Here is an 18,366-nt window from a genome sequence, read left to right as displayed (position 1 = left end):
CCGGCCCTTGCGGGTCAATATCGGTATACCCGTCGCCTTTCAAGCCACAGTCATACGACCAGCCTGAAATTTATCGGGTAAAGCCTGATGCCGTTAACGGGTGACCAACAGCGAACCGCCGGAGGCGGAGCTGGTCTGGCTGGTAAACAGCGGCGCGTTTACGTTGGCGCCTTTGAGCACCCAAACGCGGCCATAGTGGTTGTAATAACCCGCCGAGTGACCGGCGTCAGCCCCGATGCCCTGGTACATATCGAAGTGCTGGCCTTTGATCGCCCCACCCACGTCCAGCGCCACCATCAGGCGCATCTCATATTTTCCCGTGAATTTACCCTTGTTGTCCAGCAGTGGTACCTCCGCCAGCAGCGTGGTACCCGCCGGGATCAGTGAACGGTCGGAGGCCACCGAGGCTTTGGCGATCAGCGGCACCGCACTGGCACCCCGTACCGGTGCAAAGGCCTCCGGACGGAAGAAGACAAAGGAAGGGTTTTGTTCCAGCAGCTCACGCACTTCTGCCGCGCTATGGGTATCCGCCCACTGACGAATCGCCTGCATCGACATATCTGCCTTCGCCACTTCACCGCGATCGATCAGTACCTTGCCAATGCTGCGATAAGCATGGCCGTTCTTGCCGCCGTAGCCGAAGAACACCAACGGTTGGCCGTTGCCGTAATCCACATAGCCACTGCCCTGGACTTCCATCATAAAGTTGTCCATCAGGGAGTTGGTGTACGCCACGATATAACGGTCATCCAACGCGCCTGAGTAAATACCCGCGCGATCGGGCAGACGGCCTTTTCCTTTTGGCGGCATGCGGTACAGCGGATAACGGAACTCACCCTGCTGGGTATAGCGCGCCTGCACTACCGGCGTGTAGTAACCGGTAAACTGAACGTTGCCGTAGTTGTCTACGCCTTCCATCTGGTAAGCGCTGAGGCCGTACTGGTTCAGGTTGCGCGTATCGGCGCCGGAGGCCATCCAGTTCTGTACTGCCTGATAGGTGGTGTTGTTGCGATTAAAAAGTGAAGGAGAAGCGTATTTAATCTCCATCAGCTGATCTGAATAATCCTTGGCATTAACCGGTACACCTTTCGCGTTGGGTTGATTCACCAACTCCAGCGACTGATCCAGGCGTCCATCCTTATATTGCTGTCCCCGATCGGTCGGCTTTGACGAACAGCCTGCCAGTATCGCTACCATTAACCCGCCCAGCAGGTATTTGCCCCAACGTCCTTTCATCGCGCACACTCTCAACTGATATGATCTCCCGGCGAACGATAACAAACGCCCATAGATAAAGGAATCGCCCCCTATAAAAAAAGCCCTTGACCGGATAATGATGAAAAAGAACGCAAGTTGCGGACTTATTCGACAGAAAGGCTGTTTTAGTTCAATAAAATGCAAAAAGGGTTGCAACAAAATGCACGGAGAGTATAGTGCGCTTCCATCGGACGCGGGGTGGAGCAGCCTGGTAGCTCGTCGGGCTCATAACCCGAAGGTCGTCGGTTCAAATCCGGCCTCCGCAACCAACCGATACTGCAAGAGCAGTATCAAGTAAGTGTTGGATTCGATGAAAAAAGTATTATACGGACGCGGGGTGGAGCAGCCTGGTAGCTCGTCGGGCTCATAACCCGAAGGTCGTCGGTTCAAATCCGGCCCCCGCAACCAACCGATACTGTACCAGCGGTATCTTATGAAAGTTGGTTTACGATAATACAAGCATTAAGACGGACGCGGGGTGGAGCAGCCTGGTAGCTCGTCGGGCTCATAACCCGAAGGTCGTCGGTTCAAATCCGGCCTCCGCAACCAATCTTAATGATCACAGACAAGCACCTTAACGGGTGTTTTTTTGTATCTGAAATCCACCAATCCCGATTTTACTCCCGCGAACAACGCCCTCTCCCTAACGTTAATGAAATCAGGTTAGCACACCCAATCAATCATAATGACTTTCACGTTTTTGCAGCCACATCCCCCCAATGGCTAACGCCGATACCACCGCTGGCACCGCCGCAAGCAGCAACAGATCGGATGCCATCCAATGGCGGGCAATCAGTGCAGCCCCCAATAGAGGCCCGAGCATCGAAGCGCCCCGCCCTATACCCAGCCCCCAACCTAAACCGGTTGAACGCAAAAATGTCGGGTAACCGCCGGCAGCCAGCGCATTTACTCCCGGCATGCCGCCGACGACGAAAACGCCCGTAACAAAGACCGAGCTGAACAGTATCAGCAGATTTTTCGGCTCAAAACCTATCGCGGCTATTGAAAGGGCCGCAATTGAAAAGCCCGTGATAAGCACGCTGTAAGCCCCGAATTTATCAATCAGGCGACCCAGCGCCAGAGTGCCTAAAACTCCGCCAAACTGTAATGCTCCCGTGGCTAAATTGGCGATTTCCAGCGACAGGCCCGCGTCCTTGATCAGGGTTGGCAGCCAATTTGCCAAAAAATAGAGATCGATAAGATTCATAAAATTCACCAGCCAAAGCAGCAAGGTGAACGTGGCACGGTTATCTCGAAAGAGATCAACCACCGTGGCTTTGGCGCGCTGCATGCCAACATGGCTGTTGGAAAGATCGACGCTCATGGCCTGCTGCTCCGGAAACACTTTTCGCAAGGTTGAACGAATTGCCGCTTCTCCCTTTCCGCATCTCAACATCCATTGTGCCGACTCCGGCAGGTAAGCCCACATAGAAATCGCCAGGATAATCGGCAAAAGCCCCCCGAGAATAAAAATAGCCTGCCAGCCGACGAGCGGGATCAGCAAAGCCGCGGTAACGCCACCCAGCCCACCGCCGATCGCAAAAAAACAGGTTATCGCGGTGATATAGGTCGCTCGCTGGCGTAAGGGGCTGTATTCGACAACCAATGCAATACAGTTTGGCATCACGCCGCCTAAGGCTATACCGGCAAGGAAACGGAACGCCATCAGTTGGTTAACATTCTGGGCGAAGGCAGAACACAGGGTGAATACGCCAAAAATGAGCGTGGCAGAAATGATGGACGGCCTACGCCCAATGCGATCGGCCAGCCAGCCCAGAGCAAAGGCACCGATGGCAATGCCGGCCAATCCGGCGCTAAACACCGGGCCCAGCACCGCGGTTTCCAGCGACCAGGCATCCCGAATGGCCGGTGCGGCATAACCCATGGCCTGGATATCGAAACCATCACACAGAAGACAAAGCGCGCACATAGTCAGCAACAGCACTTGGCCGCGACGCGTCCCCGTGCTGTCTACCATTTCCTGAATGCTCTGCATTCCTTCGTTTGCGGACATTGACACGGGATATCCTTTTTTATGCGAATAAAATATATTTTTTAATAGAATATATTTTTTATTCCTTATCAATGTGCAACGCGGATTTTGCGCGCCGGTGCCTCAGAATGTGAGCGAGTCGACGAACCAGGATCTGGAGCCTTAGCAGATGAGGAATGGGGAGTCACTCTTATTGCAGCCAACCACTGGCTTGACGATTGCCGGTGAAGGGGCAACGAAATGGGTGCTGCCGATAGGATTCGCGACTTTTTCGTCGCCAGTTTCAGAGAAAATCAGAGATGAGCAGACTCGGCAAAACATTCGCCGTTGGGGCAAACTCCAGCTTGTTCAGGAATACAGTTATTGCGAAAGCGCAGCGGTCTGTAGATCCCCGCCGCCGCCCTCTAGCTGCGTGCAACCGCACCGCCGTTAGCAAAATACGCTTTGATACCTGCGAGAATAGACTCCGCCACCTGCTGCTGGAAATGGGTAGTACGCAGTTTGCGTTCTTCCTCTATGTTGCTGATAAACGCCGTTTCAACCAGGATAGAGGGGATATCCGGCGCCTTTAACACCGCAAAACCGGCCTGATCGACACGATTCTTATGCAAACGGTTAATTTTACCCATTCGGTTAAGCACTTCCTTGCCGAATTTCAGGCTGTCGTTGATGGTTGCGGTTTGTAGCAAATCAAACATGGTGTGATCCAAATAGCGATCGCCGCTTTTGCTGACGCCGCCGATTTGGTCCGATTCGTTCTGGGTCTGCGCCAGGAACTTGGCCGCCGAGCTGGTGGCCCCCTTGGTCGACAGCGCAAATACCGACGAACCGCGCGCGGCACGGTTGGTGAAGGCATCCGCATGGATCGACACAAACAGATCGGCGCGCTGCTTACGTGCCTTAGCCACCCTCACCTTAAGCGGAATGAAGACGTCCTCATTGCGCGTCATAAACACCTTCATGTTCGGCTCACGCTTGATTAAGGTGCTCAGGCGACGGGCAATCTGCAGTACGATATCTTTTTCACGCGTTTTGAATTTGCCAATCGCACCGGGGTCCTCACCACCGTGGCCGGGATCCAGCATGATGACAATAGGCCGATCGCGCCCTGCTTTACCGGCCTGCGGTGCTTCCGCCGGTAAAGTGCGCTCAAGATCGCCCTTGTTGTAATCTTCCAGTAACGCCAACAGCGGATCATAGTCTTCGCCGCTGCCGCCCTTGCTCGGGTACAGATCCATCACCAGACGATTGCGGTATTCCGGCACCGGCGCCAATGTAAACATGTGGGGCGTGACGCTGCGTTTAAGCTCCAGCACCAGCCTGACGGTGTTTTGATCGAACTGGCCGACACGCGCCTGTTTCAGGTAAGGATCGTCGTCGCGTACCTGGCCGACAATGCCCTTAAGCACGCTGTTGAGCTGCACGCCCTCGATATCCACCACCACGCGATCGGGATTGGTCAACGCAAACTGTTTATATTTCAGTTCAACGTTAGATTCGAGCGTCACTCGGGTATAGGTAGACGAAGGCCAGACACGTACGGCGATGACGTGCGACGAAGCGGCGACGCCCACCCGACTCACACTCAGCAACCAGCTAGCGGCAACCCCCTGCAATAAACGACGGCGGCCCAGATTGTGATTTGAGTTTGGCATGCGACTCCGGCAGTGGTAACAGATTAAAACAGATGAAAAAAACACCAGTAAACGGGAATGCCGAAAACTTTAACCAATCATTCCGGCGCTGTCATCAGAAAATCTTTTTATGGTTTTTCAATTTATTAACGATTCAGCGCCCTTAGCAAAGAAATAGAGACAATTTCCCACTTGCCATCAGACCAATAAAAGAATAAAAATACAAAAATACCGTATAAATATGCAAATGAGGTTTGGCCGTGAAGGAACGTAGTACAGAGCTGGTCCAAGGATTCCGTCACTCAGTTCCCTATATCAACGCCCACCGTGGCAAGACGTTTGTCGTCATGCTTGGTGGGGAAGCCATCGAACATGAGAACTTTTCCAACATCGTCAACGATATCGGGCTGCTGCATAGCCTGGGCATTCGTTTGGTGGTGGTCTATGGCGCACGGCCGCAAATCGACGTTAATTTGGCGCAGCATAATTACGAACCGATTTATCACAAACATACGCGCGTTACCGACGCCCACACCCTTGAGCTGGTTAAACAAGCAGCAGGCCTGTTGCAACTGGATATCACCGCCAGGCTGTCAATGAGCCTCAACAACACACCGCTGCAGGGTGCGCATATCAACGTGGTTAGCGGTAACTTTATCATTGCCCAACCGCTGGGTATCGATGACGGTGTGGATTACTGCCACAGCGGCCGTATCCGTCGTATTGATGAAGAAGCCATTCATCGTCAGCTCGACAGCAACGCCATTGTGCTAATCGGCCCGGTTGCCGTTTCGGTTACCGGCGAAAGCTTTAACCTGACGTCAGAGGAAGTGGCGACCCAGTTGGCCATCAAGCTGAAAGCCGAGAAGATGATCGGCTTCTGCTCGTCTCAAGGGGTCACCGATCAGGAAGGCAATATCATTTCCGAACTGTTTCCCAACGATGCGCAGAAACGCATCGAAGAACTGGAAGAGAGCGGTGATTACCATTCCGGCACCGTGCGCTTCCTGCGCGGCGCGGTAAAGGCCTGTCGCAGCGGCGTACGCCGCAGCCACCTGATCAGCTATCAGGAAGATGGCGCTCTGGTGCAGGAATTGTTCTCACGCGATGGTATCGGCACCCAGATCGTCATGGAGAGCGCGGAACAGGTGCGCCGGGCCACGATTAACGACATCGGCGGCATCCTCGAACTGATCCGTCCGCTTGAACAGCAAGGCATTTTGGTTCGCCGCTCACGTGAGCAGTTGGAAATGGAGATCGACAAGTTCACCATTATTGAACGCGATAACCTGACCATCGCCTGCGCGGCGCTGTATCCGTTCCCGGAAGAGAAAATCGGCGAGATGGCCTGCGTGGCGGTGCACCCGGATTACCGCAGCTCATCACGCGGTGAAATGTTGCTGCAGCGGGTGGAGAGTCAGGCGCGCCAGATGGGCCTGCGTAAACTGTTCGTGCTGACCACCCGCAGCATCCACTGGTTCCAGGAGCGCGGTTTCACCCCGGCGGAAGTTGACGTGCTGCCAATGCAAAAACAGGCGCTGTACAACTACCAACGCCGTTCCAAAATTCTGCTGGCCGATCTGTAATCCGTGGCGGGCGCAGCATGCTGCGCCCCAAGCTCTCTCTTAACCCGTTATCTGTAACCGCTCTGCCAACCCACTGCGGCGTTGGGTCGGGGTGCGGATCGCCCGTAGTAAAACGGCTTCGGTGGCATACAGCGAAAGCTGCTTCCTCGCCCGGGTAATCGCGGTATACACCAGTTCGCGGGTCAGCACCGGCAAGAAATGATTGGGCAGTACCAGTACCGTATGATCGAACTCCGAGCCCTGCGATTTATGCACCGTCATCGCATAGGCGGTTTCATGCGCCGGTAAACGGCTCGGCTGCACCGACTTAATGCTACCGTCCGGCAGCTGGAAATGAACGCGCAGCTCGCCGCTCTCATCTCGCAAAGCAATACCGATATCACCGTTGAACAACCCCAGCGCGCTGTCATTACGCCCAATCATCACCGGACGCCCCGGATACCAGCGCCCCGCAGTTCCTGGCTTACGCTGGATCAAACCGGCGCGTTGCAGTCCCGTTTCAATCCGCTCATTCAATCCGGCAATACCGAATGGCCCCTCTCGTAGCGCGCATAGCACCTGGAATTGGCCAAACGCAGCCAGTATCGTCACCGCGTCAGCACCTGTCGCCACCTGCTGCAGATAATCACGATAGCCCGCCACGCACGCATCCAAAAGTGCCTGATAGTCTTGCGTTTCCGCCAACGGGTGCCCCGTAACGTCACTGAAATTGCCGCCCAGCGCCCATGCTGCCTTCTTGCCATCCCCGGCATTTACCGCAAAGGCCAGTTGACCAATGCCCGAGTTGGCATCAAAGCGATAGCTCTTACGCAGCAGGCACAGGCTGTCGCGCACGGCTGCCTCCGCCTCGGCACTTTGCCCCTGCAGCAGACAACCCGTCAGCCGCGAGAGCTGTTCTGCCCGTGCCACGCTATAACCTTGCTCGGCAAAGCGGCAGATATCGCCCAGCACCGCGCCAGCCTCAACCGAAGCCAGCTGATCGCGATCGCCCAGGAAAATCACCCGCGCCTGAGCAGGCAAAGCGGCAATCAGGCGCGCCATCATCGGCAGGTCAACCATCGAGGCTTCATCGACCACCAGTACATCCAGATGCAGCGGGTTGCCACGGTGATAACGCATACGCTGGCTGTTGGGCTGAGCGCCTAGCAGACGGTGAAGAGTGGAGGCTTCGGTTGGGAACAGCGCACGTTGCTCCGGCGTTAGCGCCAGTTGCCTGCCGGCGCTGCCCAAGGATTCGGTCAAGCGCGCCGCCGCTTTACCGGTGGGTGCCGCTAACTGAATGCGCAAACGTCGGCCTTCGGCAAGCTGCACCAACGCGGCCAACAGCTTGGCCACGGTGGTCGTTTTACCGGTGCCCGGTCCGCCGGAAATGACGGCAATGCGCCGCGTGGCGGCCACCGCGGCGGCAATTTTCTGCCAGTCCGGTTCGTCGGTCGCTTCGCCAAATAATTGATCGAGAATGGTGCGTAGCTCGGCTTCTTCAACCGCCTGATGGAGGCTGTCACCGCTGATAAAATCGGCAACCTCACCTTCGTTCTGCCACATGCGCTGCAGGTACAAACGCTGCTGTTGCAACACCATCGGCATCGCCGTGCTGCCATCGCCAACCGCCGCACTGGCGGACAGGCGCTGCTGCCAGTCGGTCAGATCGGGCTGCCCGGCCGCCAACCACACAGCCTGCGCCAGCTCTGGCTGACGTCCGTCAAAAAGATTCTCCGGCAACAACTGTTCCAGCATCAGGCAAACATGGCCGGCACCCGCCTCGGCGCTGAGGCAAGCGGCAGCCAATAAAATATCCGGCTGGTCCGCTGTGGCCACCACGCGGGCAAACTGTAAATCCAGCGGGCGCAGCACGCCGAGTGCCTGCGCCTGTTCCAGTAAAGCTATCATGGCTCATCCTCTGCCGTAATGGCCTCGCCGCTGAACAACCTGTCCATACCCTCGACTAACGCTTGCTCTGGCCGACAGGCGAAGATGCCGTTGCCTGGATGCTGCGCATCCACCCCGCGCAGGAACAAATAAATCACCCCGCCGAAGTGCCGTTGATAGTCGTAGTCCACCAGCCGATGGCGCAGATAACGGTGCAGCGCCAGGGTATATAACTGATACTGCAGATCGTAACGGTGTTCTGCCATCGCCTGCTCCATCGCCGGCCGGGTATAGGCACTGCTGTCCTCGCCCAACCAGTTGGACTTGTAATCCAGCAGGTAGTACTTCCCCTGCCAGCAGAACACCAGGTCAATAAACCCTTTCAACATTCCCTGCACCTGTTGGAAATCCAGTGCCGGGCAGCGAGCAGAAAGCGGATCGTAGTTTTTCACCAGGGCATCCAGCTCACGGGCCTGCAACAGCCTGTCGATCGGCAGATAAAACTGCAGTTCCGCCTGCTTTTGCTGTGGCGCCAATGCCGACAGCACGACACCGGTCTCATTGAGCGGAGTGTTGAGCAACACCTGCATCCACGCCAGCAGTATCGGTTGCCAATGTTCGGCAAAGCCTTGTTGTTGCAGTTGCTCCAGCAGCCACTGTTCATCGAGCGGTTGGGTAAAATCGAGCGTTTCAAACAGGCTGTGCAAGAAAGTCCCTGGCGTAGCACCGCGCGGAAAAGTGTGCGGTGTGAGCGCTGGTTCACTGTCCTGAGCTTGCTCGCCTGCGGCATCAACATCCAGCCGCGGCAATAAATCCTGCATCAGGCCCACGCCGTGCTGTTGCAAGCCGGTATAGCTGGTCACTCGCCAAAAATCCTGGACCTGACGTGAAAAACCTTTAGCGGCCAGTTCGCTCAATTCCGGCGTTTGTGGCAACCAGGGCTGTTCATCCAGCGTGTCGACCAGCGACAGCGCAACGCCTTCCCTGACAAGCTGTTGCAGGCATTGCTGCAGATAGGCCGCATCGCCGGCCTGGCCGGCTTGCACCAGATAGCCCAGCGCACTGCGGTGTAAATCGGTATCCCCCTGCTTCTTGCGGGTGCCTTGGATCAGCGGCGCAATACCGATGCTGCAGTGATACACCGAACGGGTCAACGCCACGTACAACAGGCGTAAATCCTCCGCCAGTCGCTCCTCCTCCGCCCATTCGATACTTTCTTCATCGGCGTTGAGGTCGAGCAAAGCCTGGAAGCTCTGGCGATCGTGATACAGCACCTGCTGCTGTTGGCGGAAATTACCGACGAACGGCAGCCACACCAGATCAAACTCCAGCCCTTTGGATTTATGGATGGTGATCACCTGCACCAGATGGCGATCGCTTTCCAGACGTAGCTGTTGGTTGTCAGACTGTCGATTGGGTTGGGCAATCTGCTGCGCCAGCCAACGTACCAGCGCATGCTCGCTGTCGAGCTGGGCTGAGGCTTCCTGCAACAGTTCCCCCAAATGCATCACGTCGGTCAATCGACGCTCGCCACCCTGCGTGGCCAACAGGTTTTCTGCCAGATGGCGCTGCTTCATCACCTCGCGCAACATCGGCAATACCCCCCGGCGCAGCCAGAGGGAGCGATAGCCGTCAAACTCGTCGACCAGCCTATCCCAGGCGCGCTCATCCTGATTCAAACTGTCCAGCACCAATGCGTCCAATCCCATCAGCCCGGTCGCCATAGCGCTGCGCAAGGTACGCTCCTGCTCCGGTGCCAGCACGGCCTGTAGCAACCACAGCAAATCCTTGGCCTCTGGCGTATCAAACACGCTGTCGCGGTTGGACAAATAAACCGAAGGAATGGCCAGCGCACTGAGTGCATCGCGAACTAACGCCGCCTCGTTACGGCTACGCACCAGCACGGTAATGTCTGAAGCCTGCACCGCCCGGCGTTTATCGCCATCCACCAGCCAAGCCTGCTGCTGTTGCCCGGCGCTGAGCCAGTCACGGATTTGCGTGGCACACAGGCGCGCCATCAATTGTTGGTACTCACTAACGCCAACACCTTCTCCCTGCTGCAGCCAGAATTGCATTGCCGGTTGCGGTTGGTTTTGCAGTTCAAAAGCCAAGCCCCGGTTTTTTGCGGCGGCGGCCACGTCAATAAAGGGAATTTGGCTGAACAGGAAGGGTTTTTCCACCTGAGCAAACAGATGGTTAACGCTGCCGACCATTGCCGGTGACGAGCGCCAGTTGGTCTCAAGCGTATAGTGGGCGCTTACCTCTGAGCGGGCTCGCATATAGGTAAAGATGTCGGCACCGCGGAAGGCATAAATCGCCTGTTTCGGGTCGCCTATCAGCAGCAGGCCGCATTCGGGGCGGCCAACGTAAAGCTTTTGGAAGATGCGGTATTGCTGCGGATCGGTATCCTGGAATTCATCGATCATCGCCACCGGATAACGCTGACGGATCGCCTGCGCTAACCGATCGCCACCTTCACTGTGCAGTGCGCTATCCAAACGGCTGAGCAAATCGTCAAAGCCCAACTCGGCTCGTTGACGCTTTTCTTGCTGAATAGAAAGACGAATCTCGCTCAATGCCCGCGCCATGATCAAATCTCGCAGCGTCAGCGGTTCATCAAAAAGTTCGTCGATAGCCACAAACAGCGGATGACGTGGCGGCTCGCCTTTTTTGGTTTTATCCAACAGCACCGACTGGCGGAACTTATCCAGCTCTTTCGGTAGCTGATAGTCCTGCGTTTCCAGCACCGTCCATTCGCCCACCTTATGCAGCCAGTTGGGCAGATGTTTGCTGCTGTAGCTGCGCTTGTCCACGCCGGACTGGCTGATTAAGGCTTCCAGATCGCCTGCTGCCGACACCCACTGCGCTTTAATGGCGTCAATACGCGCCACGATTTGCTCATGGCGCATCAGCACCGTTTCGTCATCTTTCGGCGGTCGTCGTAACAGCGGTGCTTCGCCATGCAAATAACCGGAGAGATCGGCCAGCAGGGCTTCCGGGCCGCTCCATTCCTGACTTACCGCCCGGGCCACGCCCAGCGGCAACGGGTAACAATGGCGACGCCAAAAATCCGCACAGGCCTGGCGACGCAGCGGCAACTCATCCTGCACCAGAGTTTGCTCAAACAGAATGCCGGACTCGAAGGCGTTGTGGGTCAGCATACGCTGACAGAAACCGTGGATGGTGTATATCGCCGCTTCGTCCATCTGCCGCTCGGCCGCCAACAGCTGCGCAGCGGCGTCGGGCAGATCTTTAATCTCCGCCATCAACGAGGTAAATAACGGATCCTTGCTACGGCCACGGACACAGGCAATACGCAACCCATGGATATTGCTGCGAATACGCCCACGCAACTCCTCGGTGGCGGCCTCGGTAAAGGTCACCACCAGGATCTCCTCTACCGTCAGCGGCCGGGGAAACGCTGCCGCCTGGCCCAGGCCAAGCAGCAGGCGCAGATACAGCGCCCCGATGGTAAAGGTCTTGCCGGTCCCCGCCGAGGCTTCTATCAGCCGTTCGCCAAACAGCGGCAACGTTAGCGGATCAAGCCGCTGCGGGGTACTCTCTGTCATGGTGTAGCGACCTTACGTGGCATAGTTTGCTGCAGTGCGGACGCATTAGGATAAGTCACCCACTCCGGCTGCACGGCATAATCCGCCTTCTCCTGGCCGCTGCCGCTCACCTGCGACAATACCGCCAGACCCTGCGGCTGGATCACCGCCTGATGGAAATAGTCCGCCAATTTGACCGGCGTCAGTTGCTTGATCTGCTCAATCAGCTTATGGCGGGTATCAAACGCAAAATTGCCGCGATCGAAGTCATTGGCAAAACGGCCAGCCTCTTCACTCAGGGTTTGCGGGCGCTGTTTCAACTCGTTGATCATCGCCTGCTTGTACTGTTCAAAGTCGGCCGGTTTCATCTCACGCAGGCGTTTTTCGGTTTTCGGGTAGAAATCCTGATAGCGCTGGTACAGATATGCCGGCTGCTTGCTGTTGCTTTGCAACAGGAAACCAATCCCCCACTGCCGCCCCACGGACATCGGGAAAGCAAATACCGCATAGCCCAATTGCTCCTGGGTACGCAGCTGACTGTAGAACCACGGCTGAATAATCTGGCCCAACAGCGAGCTGTAGGCCATGCCGGTCACTTCGTCATAGCTGGTCGGCACATAGACCGCTGCCAGCGCCGAGTCGGTGCTGCTGCCGGCACGCTGCAGGTTGGCCAGCTGTTTTTTAGCCACTTCAACGTCTTCGCCGTGCCACCATTCAATACCGGTGCATCCCAGACGGTGTTTCAACGTGGAGGCCAGCGTATCCACCTGTTGCTTGCTCATATTGCCCACCACCAGCAACTCCGGTGTAGCATCGGCCAGCAGACTGTCGCGGTAGGCCAGCACGTCTTTCAGCGTCAGGGTTTTCAACACCTCACGGCGCTCGCTGCGTTCGGAGTACGGCACGCGGGAAACCATCTGCACCGGCTGAATCGCCAGTTCGAAGGCTTTGCCCTTCTCGGCAGAATCCAGTTGCTCCAAATACCAGGATTTGGCCTGCGCCAGTTGGTCTTCCGTCGGCGTGAAGCTGGAGTATCCCTCAATCAACGACGTCAGCAACTGCGGCAGACGCTGAGTGAAGCCGTTGGCGTTGAATTGCAGACCGTTGTTCGGTGAAGTAGAGAAACTCAAGCCGCCAACCGAGGCCTGATAGCTCAGCTGATCCAGCGAAATTCCCGCCAGATAGTCGGTCAACGAGAACAGCACCTGGTTGCGCGCCGAGTCCATGGTTTTTGCATTGCGGAACGCCACTGTAACGTCGGCTTTAGGCTCGTCGGCGAAGTAGCGGCTCGGCATATACAACACCCGCAGGCCCGGTTGGTCGACCACCATCTCCGGTTTTTTGAACTCGTGCGAAGGCTTGGTTAGGCTGAAATCATCAGGTATATACGGGTTCAAGGCCGGCAACGACAGACTGATCCCCTTGCCCAATTGCTGCCACTGCTCGAAGCGCTGCGGCGTAATCTTATCGACCTGATATGGCGCATTAACGAAGTAGGCCGTTTTGTTATGCGGTTCATTCGGGCTGACAAACCAGATGCGTGCGTTTTGCGGCGTCATGGCGTCCAGACGCTCGGCAATCGCTTTGGCGTCATAGCGGTCGGCCAGGTAAGGCGCATCCAGCGTATGTTCGACCGGCACGCGCAGCATGGTATCCACCAGCCATTCGATATAATCCATATCACGGGTGATCGAGGGATAACGGAAATCCAGGTTCAGTACGTGGGAGATCTCATCAAAATAGCTTTGCTTGATGCCTTCGCTGCGTAACATCTTCAGGTAATTGAAAATTGCGGCAACCACCTCGTCACGTTTGGCCAGGCCTTTATCGGTCAGCGAAACGCTGATAGAAAACACCCCGCCGTTGCGATCGACCATAGGATCGGCCCCGGCATTGATTGCATCCGCCAACCCTTGCTTCTGTAGCCAGTCCGACAGCGTGTTTTGGCTGCGGTTGCCAATCAGGTAAGCGATATAGGTATCAGTTTTACTGCGGAACTCAGCGCTGTTGTTGTCGATGCGGAACTCGACCTTCAACTGCTTGCGCGGCTGGGCCGGCACATAGTGAATAATGATCCCCTGTTGCTCAGGCGTGACGGCCGGGACGGTTATCGGCGGTACGCTGGCATCATGGTTTGGTACGCGGCCAAAGGTTTTGGCCGCCAGTTCAGCCAATGCCGGTAAGGGTTGATTGCTATACAACACCCCCATCATCAGATTGGCGGAATAATAGCGTTGATAGAATGCGGTCAGCTCGTCGTGCAGCTTGCTGCCGGGCTTGTCTTTCAGGGTATCGAGGTTACCGCCGGAAAAACGCGCACTCGGGTGAGCCGGGTTTAGCGTTTCCGCCCCGACCTGCGCCATGCGCATACCGTCACGCGAACGTGCCATCGTCAGCTCGGCATTCACTGCATTACGTTCGCGATCGGCATTGCCTGGATCCAATATCGGCTCGGCAATGGCATCCGCCATGCGGTCTACCGCCGGGGCCAGGGCATCGTTTTCCACTTCCAGATAGAATGCGGTGCGGTAAGAGGCGGTGCTGGCGTTATGGCTGCCACCGTGTTTCTTTAGAAACTCGGACAGGTTTTCCGGCTGCGGATAGCGCTTGGATCCCATCAGCACCATGTGCTCCAGGTAGTGCGCCAGCCCAAGCTGGCTGTTCGGATCCTCCAGCGAGCCCACCGGCAGCGCCAGCGCCGCCAGCGATTTTGGTGTCTGAGCATCGGACACCAGCAGCACGGTCATGCCGTTCGTCAGTTTGATCGCCTGATACTGACGCGGATCGTGATCGCTTTTGTTGATCTTCTCCGCCAGCGGTTGCCATCCCTGTGCGGCCCAGCTCAACGGTGCCCAAAACATAACCAATAATACTAACCCGGTGATGCGGGCCAACTGTCTGCGCATATCCAAAATAAACCCCTATTCTGACGCCGTCGCGCCAAATCCCTGACGTTGACGGCGTACATCAAAACAACACAATAATATCTATATGCTTGTACGTTATGTAAGACCGGAGCTGACCCCGATAGTTGAATATAACCCTAATTATTTTTACCACCTCCCGGCAATCAGTACCACCGGGGGATTGTTACCCAAGGTTATGTCGCGCAACCGGCAGCAGGTAACGTTCTGTTTCGGCCAGAATTTGCGCTAAAGAAGGATTATCCAACTGCCGGAATACCCGCTGCACATAAGGGTCTTCGCCTTCCCCCGGAATGCGCTGATCGCCCTGCCAGGTCTGCAGCAGCTTGGCTCTAGCCTTGATTTGCACCTCTTCATCCCAGTCAATCTGCTGCGTTTCCGGCTGGTAACATTGGCTTAGCCAAGCCCAGCCGCTTTTGTTCAGCAACAGCAACGGCTGACACAGACCGCGCTGATAACCGGCCACCAATTCGGCCAGTTGCTCATGGGCATCCTCTGCGCTCAGGGCGGCAAAACGCCAGGCTGCCCCTTTGCGACCGTAAATACGGCTTTCCCCTGTGCCACCGGCGCAGCAGTACACCAGATGCTCCAGCCACAGCAATATCCCATCGACGGCCGACAGGGTGGATGGCCGCCAACGTAACAGCCCGTCTTCCTGAACCTGATGCAACCAGCCGCTAATGCGCACGCCGGCAATGTCGATATCCAGTTCAAGACTGTGCCCTTCGCTGCGCTCTGCCCGCACCTGCTCAGCCAGTTCAGCCATCTCTTCCTGCTGCTTCTGCCAATAAATTTCACCGAATGGGCCAAAGGGTAATCCGCCGGCGGCACGAACTCGCTGAAATAGGCGAGTGGCGTCCTCACCGTCAATCAGGGTATTCAACAGTTGGCTGTTGAACTGATAACGGCTGAGATTATCCAGGGTAAAGGGCTCTTCATCCGGCAGTTCGGTTTCTTCCAAAATGAAGCTGACCCCCAGACGGAGTTGGAAGAAGGCGCGGATAGGGTGGCGATAGAATCGCAGCAAGTCATCCAGCAAAATCTGGGTTTGTGCTTCCGGCAGCAGAGGTTGATTAAACGCCGGATGTGCAGCTCCTTTTCCGTCGGCGGCCGGCAGCCATTCCGCGGCGTAGCTCTGATCTTCTGTACCGGGCAGGAAATTCTCGGCGGCAAACGGCATACGCGAGTGCCAGTTAAGCAAGTGATCACCCACGCGTTTTGCGCTGCCATCGGCGTCCAACGCCTCATCACCCGGCAGGCAGTAGCTCTGTTCAAGGTATTCCAGCAGCTCGGTCACCAACACCGAAGGGTAACGTTCGCTGTTATCCTGAATGGAACGGCCAATAAAGCTGATATACAGCCGTTGCTGCGCCGACAGTATCGCCTCCAGGAACAGATAGCGGTCATCATCACGGCGGCTACGATCGCCACGCTTGACCTGCTGTGCCATCAGATCAAAGCCTAACGGCGGCAAAGTACGCGGATAAACGCCGTCGTTCATACCCAGCAGGCAAACCACGTTGAACGGGATGGAACGCATCGGCATCAGGGTGCAGAAATTGATTTGCCCGGCCAGGAAACGCTGGCTGATCCGCTCCTGATCGAGGCGTGACGCCAGTTCATCACGCAGGATGGACAGTGGCACCTCATCGGGATAACGGGCCGCCAACCCGAACTCGAACAGCTTGTTCCACTGCTGCTCAATCAGCGCCAGCACCACTTCGGTTTCACCGTCCTGCTCAAAGAAGGTCTCCAGCAGTTGGCGGCACAGCGGCTGCCATTCCTGCAGCGTACGCAGTTGCCCCAGTCGTTGCCGCCAGCGGCTCAACGCCGCCAGCAGCTCAGCTAGCTGCCCAGCCAGCTCGGCGACCAATCCGCTCGATTCGTCGTAGGGCAAGACCCCCTGCCAGTCACCGGCATTGCTGTCCATGGCGTAACCCAACAGCATACGCGTAATGCCAAATTGCCAGGTGTGCTGTCCGGTGGCGGGCAAATCCAGTTCGCGCACGTTGTCGTCATCCAGGCCCCAGCGTACGCCGGATTCACCCACCCAATGGCGCAACAGACGCAGGCCCTCTTCCCGGATGGAGAATCGCGCCGCCAGTGCGGGAACCTCCAGTAGTGCTAGCACCTGCTCTGAGGTAAAGCGGCTCTGCGGCAGATCCAACAGCGAGATAAAAGCCTGCAGCGCCGGATGAGCCTGGCTGGCTTTGCGGTCAGAAATGGCAAACGGCAGGTAGCGTTCCGGGGAGGCATTGCCGAATACCGCCTGGATATAAGGCGTGTAATTGTCGATGTCCGCCACCATCACAATAATGTCGCGCGGCGTCAGCTCAGGGTCATCCGCCAACATGCTCAATAACTGATCGTGCAGCACCTCAACTTCACGCTGCGGGCTGTGGCAAGCGTGCAGGCTGATGGAGCGATCGGCAGGATCCAGTCGTCGTTTGGTGGCGCTGCTTTCCAGCGTTTCCGGCGTGGTGCCGATAACCGCACTGTTCTTCAGCTCCAGCATATCGTACTGAATGCCATGCAGCAGATTGTCCGCAGGGATATCGACAAATGCGAAAACTTCCTGCGCAGATTCGATCTGCGAAAGCAAAAAGTGGTGGTCGCGTCCCAACTTGCCCCATGAGGCCAGCAGTGGGTTCGGCAGGTCTTGCTCACCGGCTTCATTAAACAGCGCGGCGGCATTTTCAGGATCTTTGAATAACGCATATTCGGTTTGATCCTGATAATGGCGTCGTTTGCGGCTCTGCAATTTCGCCAGAAATGATTGACTCTGAATATCTCCCCAGTAGTAGCGGCAAGGGTTAGTGAACATCAGGTGAACGTCAATGTGCCTGCCCAGCGCCTGGAGGGCCTCCAGATAGACCGGCGGCAATGCCGAAATGCCGCAGATAAAGACCCGTGGCGGCAATCCCGCCGGGGGCTGCTGTGCCTTTTCCAGCTCGTTGATAAAACGGCGATACAGGTTGGCGCGATGCCATTCCGGCTGCCCCAATTCCGCGGTGTACTCTACCAGGCGCGCCCACAGCGGGGCCTGCCATTGCTGCGCTTCCGCCAGTCCGTCAACGCGTTCGCCCTTCTGCCAGTTTTCCAGCCATTGCGGGCGATACACCAGGTATTGGTCAAACAGGTCAGCCACCCGACCGGCCAGTTGATGAATTTTACGTTTGTCGCCGTCGTCGGTGAGGTAATGCTGCAGTGGAGCAAATTCAGGCTGGGTGAGTAAATCGGGCAGCAGCCACATCAGCTTCCAGGTCATGGCGTCTTTGCTGAAGGCGCTCTCTTTCGGGATACCCGGTAACACCCGGGTAAACATGTCCCAGATGAAGGTGGCCGGCAGGGGGAAAGCAATGTTGGCGGCGATGCCGAACTCCTCCGCCAGTTGCATCTGCAGCCACTGCGCCATACCGGGGCTCTGCACCAACACCACTTCCTGTTGGAAAGGATCGGCCAAGGGCTCTCTGGCTATCAAAATGCTGGTCAGCGTTTTTAACACGTCCAACTGATTGGAGTGATAAACCTTAAACATTGGGCGCTCCCTTAAAA

The 18,366-nt window shown here is 56.6% G+C and carries 8 protein-coding genes and 3 tRNA genes; 4 read left to right on the top strand and 7 right to left on the bottom strand.

The window, feature by feature from the left end; translation table 11 throughout:
• Positions 1-93: 93 nt before the first annotated feature.
• Positions 94-1,236, bottom strand: coding sequence for a murein transglycosylase A (gene mltA / locus AAZT04_RS17105; protein ID WP_020828385.1), 1,143 nt, complete (start codon positions 1,234-1,236; stop codon positions 94-96).
• A gap of 213 nt (positions 1,237-1,449) precedes the next feature.
• Between mltA and AAZT04_RS17100 the strand changes: the two genes are divergently transcribed.
• The 3 genes from AAZT04_RS17100 (at position 1,450) to AAZT04_RS17090 (ending at position 1,806) form a co-directional block, all read left to right on the top strand.
• Positions 1,450-1,526, top strand: a tRNA-Met gene (locus AAZT04_RS17100).
• A 62-nt stretch (positions 1,527-1,588) separates the two neighbouring features.
• Positions 1,589-1,665, top strand: a tRNA-Met gene (locus AAZT04_RS17095).
• A gap of 64 nt (positions 1,666-1,729) precedes the next feature.
• A tRNA-Met gene (locus AAZT04_RS17090) sits at positions 1,730-1,806 on the top strand.
• 127 nt (positions 1,807-1,933) lie between these two features.
• Here AAZT04_RS17090 and AAZT04_RS17085 read toward each other — a convergent pair.
• Both AAZT04_RS17085 and amiC read right to left on the bottom strand, forming a co-directional pair.
• A complete protein-coding gene (locus AAZT04_RS17085) occupies positions 1,934-3,343 on the bottom strand; it encodes an MFS transporter (protein ID WP_434681047.1) in 1,410 nt (469 codons plus the stop codon).
• A 311-nt stretch (positions 3,344-3,654) separates the two neighbouring features.
• Positions 3,655-4,905, bottom strand: a complete 1,251-nt coding sequence (gene amiC / locus AAZT04_RS17080; protein WP_046372763.1) for an N-acetylmuramoyl-L-alanine amidase AmiC — start codon at positions 4,903-4,905, stop codon at positions 3,655-3,657.
• Between the two features lie 239 nt (positions 4,906-5,144).
• Between amiC and argA the strand changes: the two genes are divergently transcribed.
• A complete protein-coding gene (argA, locus tag AAZT04_RS17075) occupies positions 5,145-6,470 on the top strand; it encodes an amino-acid N-acetyltransferase (protein WP_041414902.1) in 1,326 nt (441 codons plus the stop codon).
• A gap of 39 nt (positions 6,471-6,509) precedes the next feature.
• Here the strand turns inward: argA and recD are convergent, their stop codons facing one another.
• The 4 genes from recD to recC form a co-directional block, all read right to left on the bottom strand.
• The gene (gene recD / locus AAZT04_RS17070) at positions 6,510-8,360 is read right to left on the bottom strand and encodes an exodeoxyribonuclease V subunit alpha (protein WP_046372762.1); all 1,851 of its coding nucleotides are present in this window, start codon (positions 8,358-8,360) and stop codon (positions 6,510-6,512) included.
• Entirely contained in the window at positions 8,357-11,908 is a 3,552-nt protein-coding gene (gene recB, locus AAZT04_RS17065) for an exodeoxyribonuclease V subunit beta (RefSeq protein WP_434681044.1), read from the bottom strand. Before recB ends, recD begins: the two co-directional genes overlap by 4 nt.
• A complete protein-coding gene (gene ptrA / locus AAZT04_RS17060) occupies positions 11,905-14,793 on the bottom strand; it encodes a pitrilysin (protein WP_434681085.1) in 2,889 nt (962 codons plus the stop codon). The genes recB and ptrA overlap by 4 nt, the downstream gene beginning before the upstream one ends.
• Before the next feature lie 184 nt (positions 14,794-14,977).
• Entirely contained in the window at positions 14,978-18,349 is a 3,372-nt protein-coding gene (gene recC, locus AAZT04_RS17055; RefSeq protein WP_434681042.1) for an exodeoxyribonuclease V subunit gamma, read from the bottom strand.
• Between the last annotated feature and the right edge of the window lie 17 nt (positions 18,350-18,366).

The organism is Serratia sp. Je.1.23.a (assembly GCF_051129805.1).
Lineage (GTDB): Bacteria > Pseudomonadota > Gammaproteobacteria > Enterobacterales > Enterobacteriaceae > Serratia > Serratia liquefaciens.
Note: the sequence above shows the minus strand (reverse complement) of the source record. Positions and strands in the feature narration are given on the sequence as shown.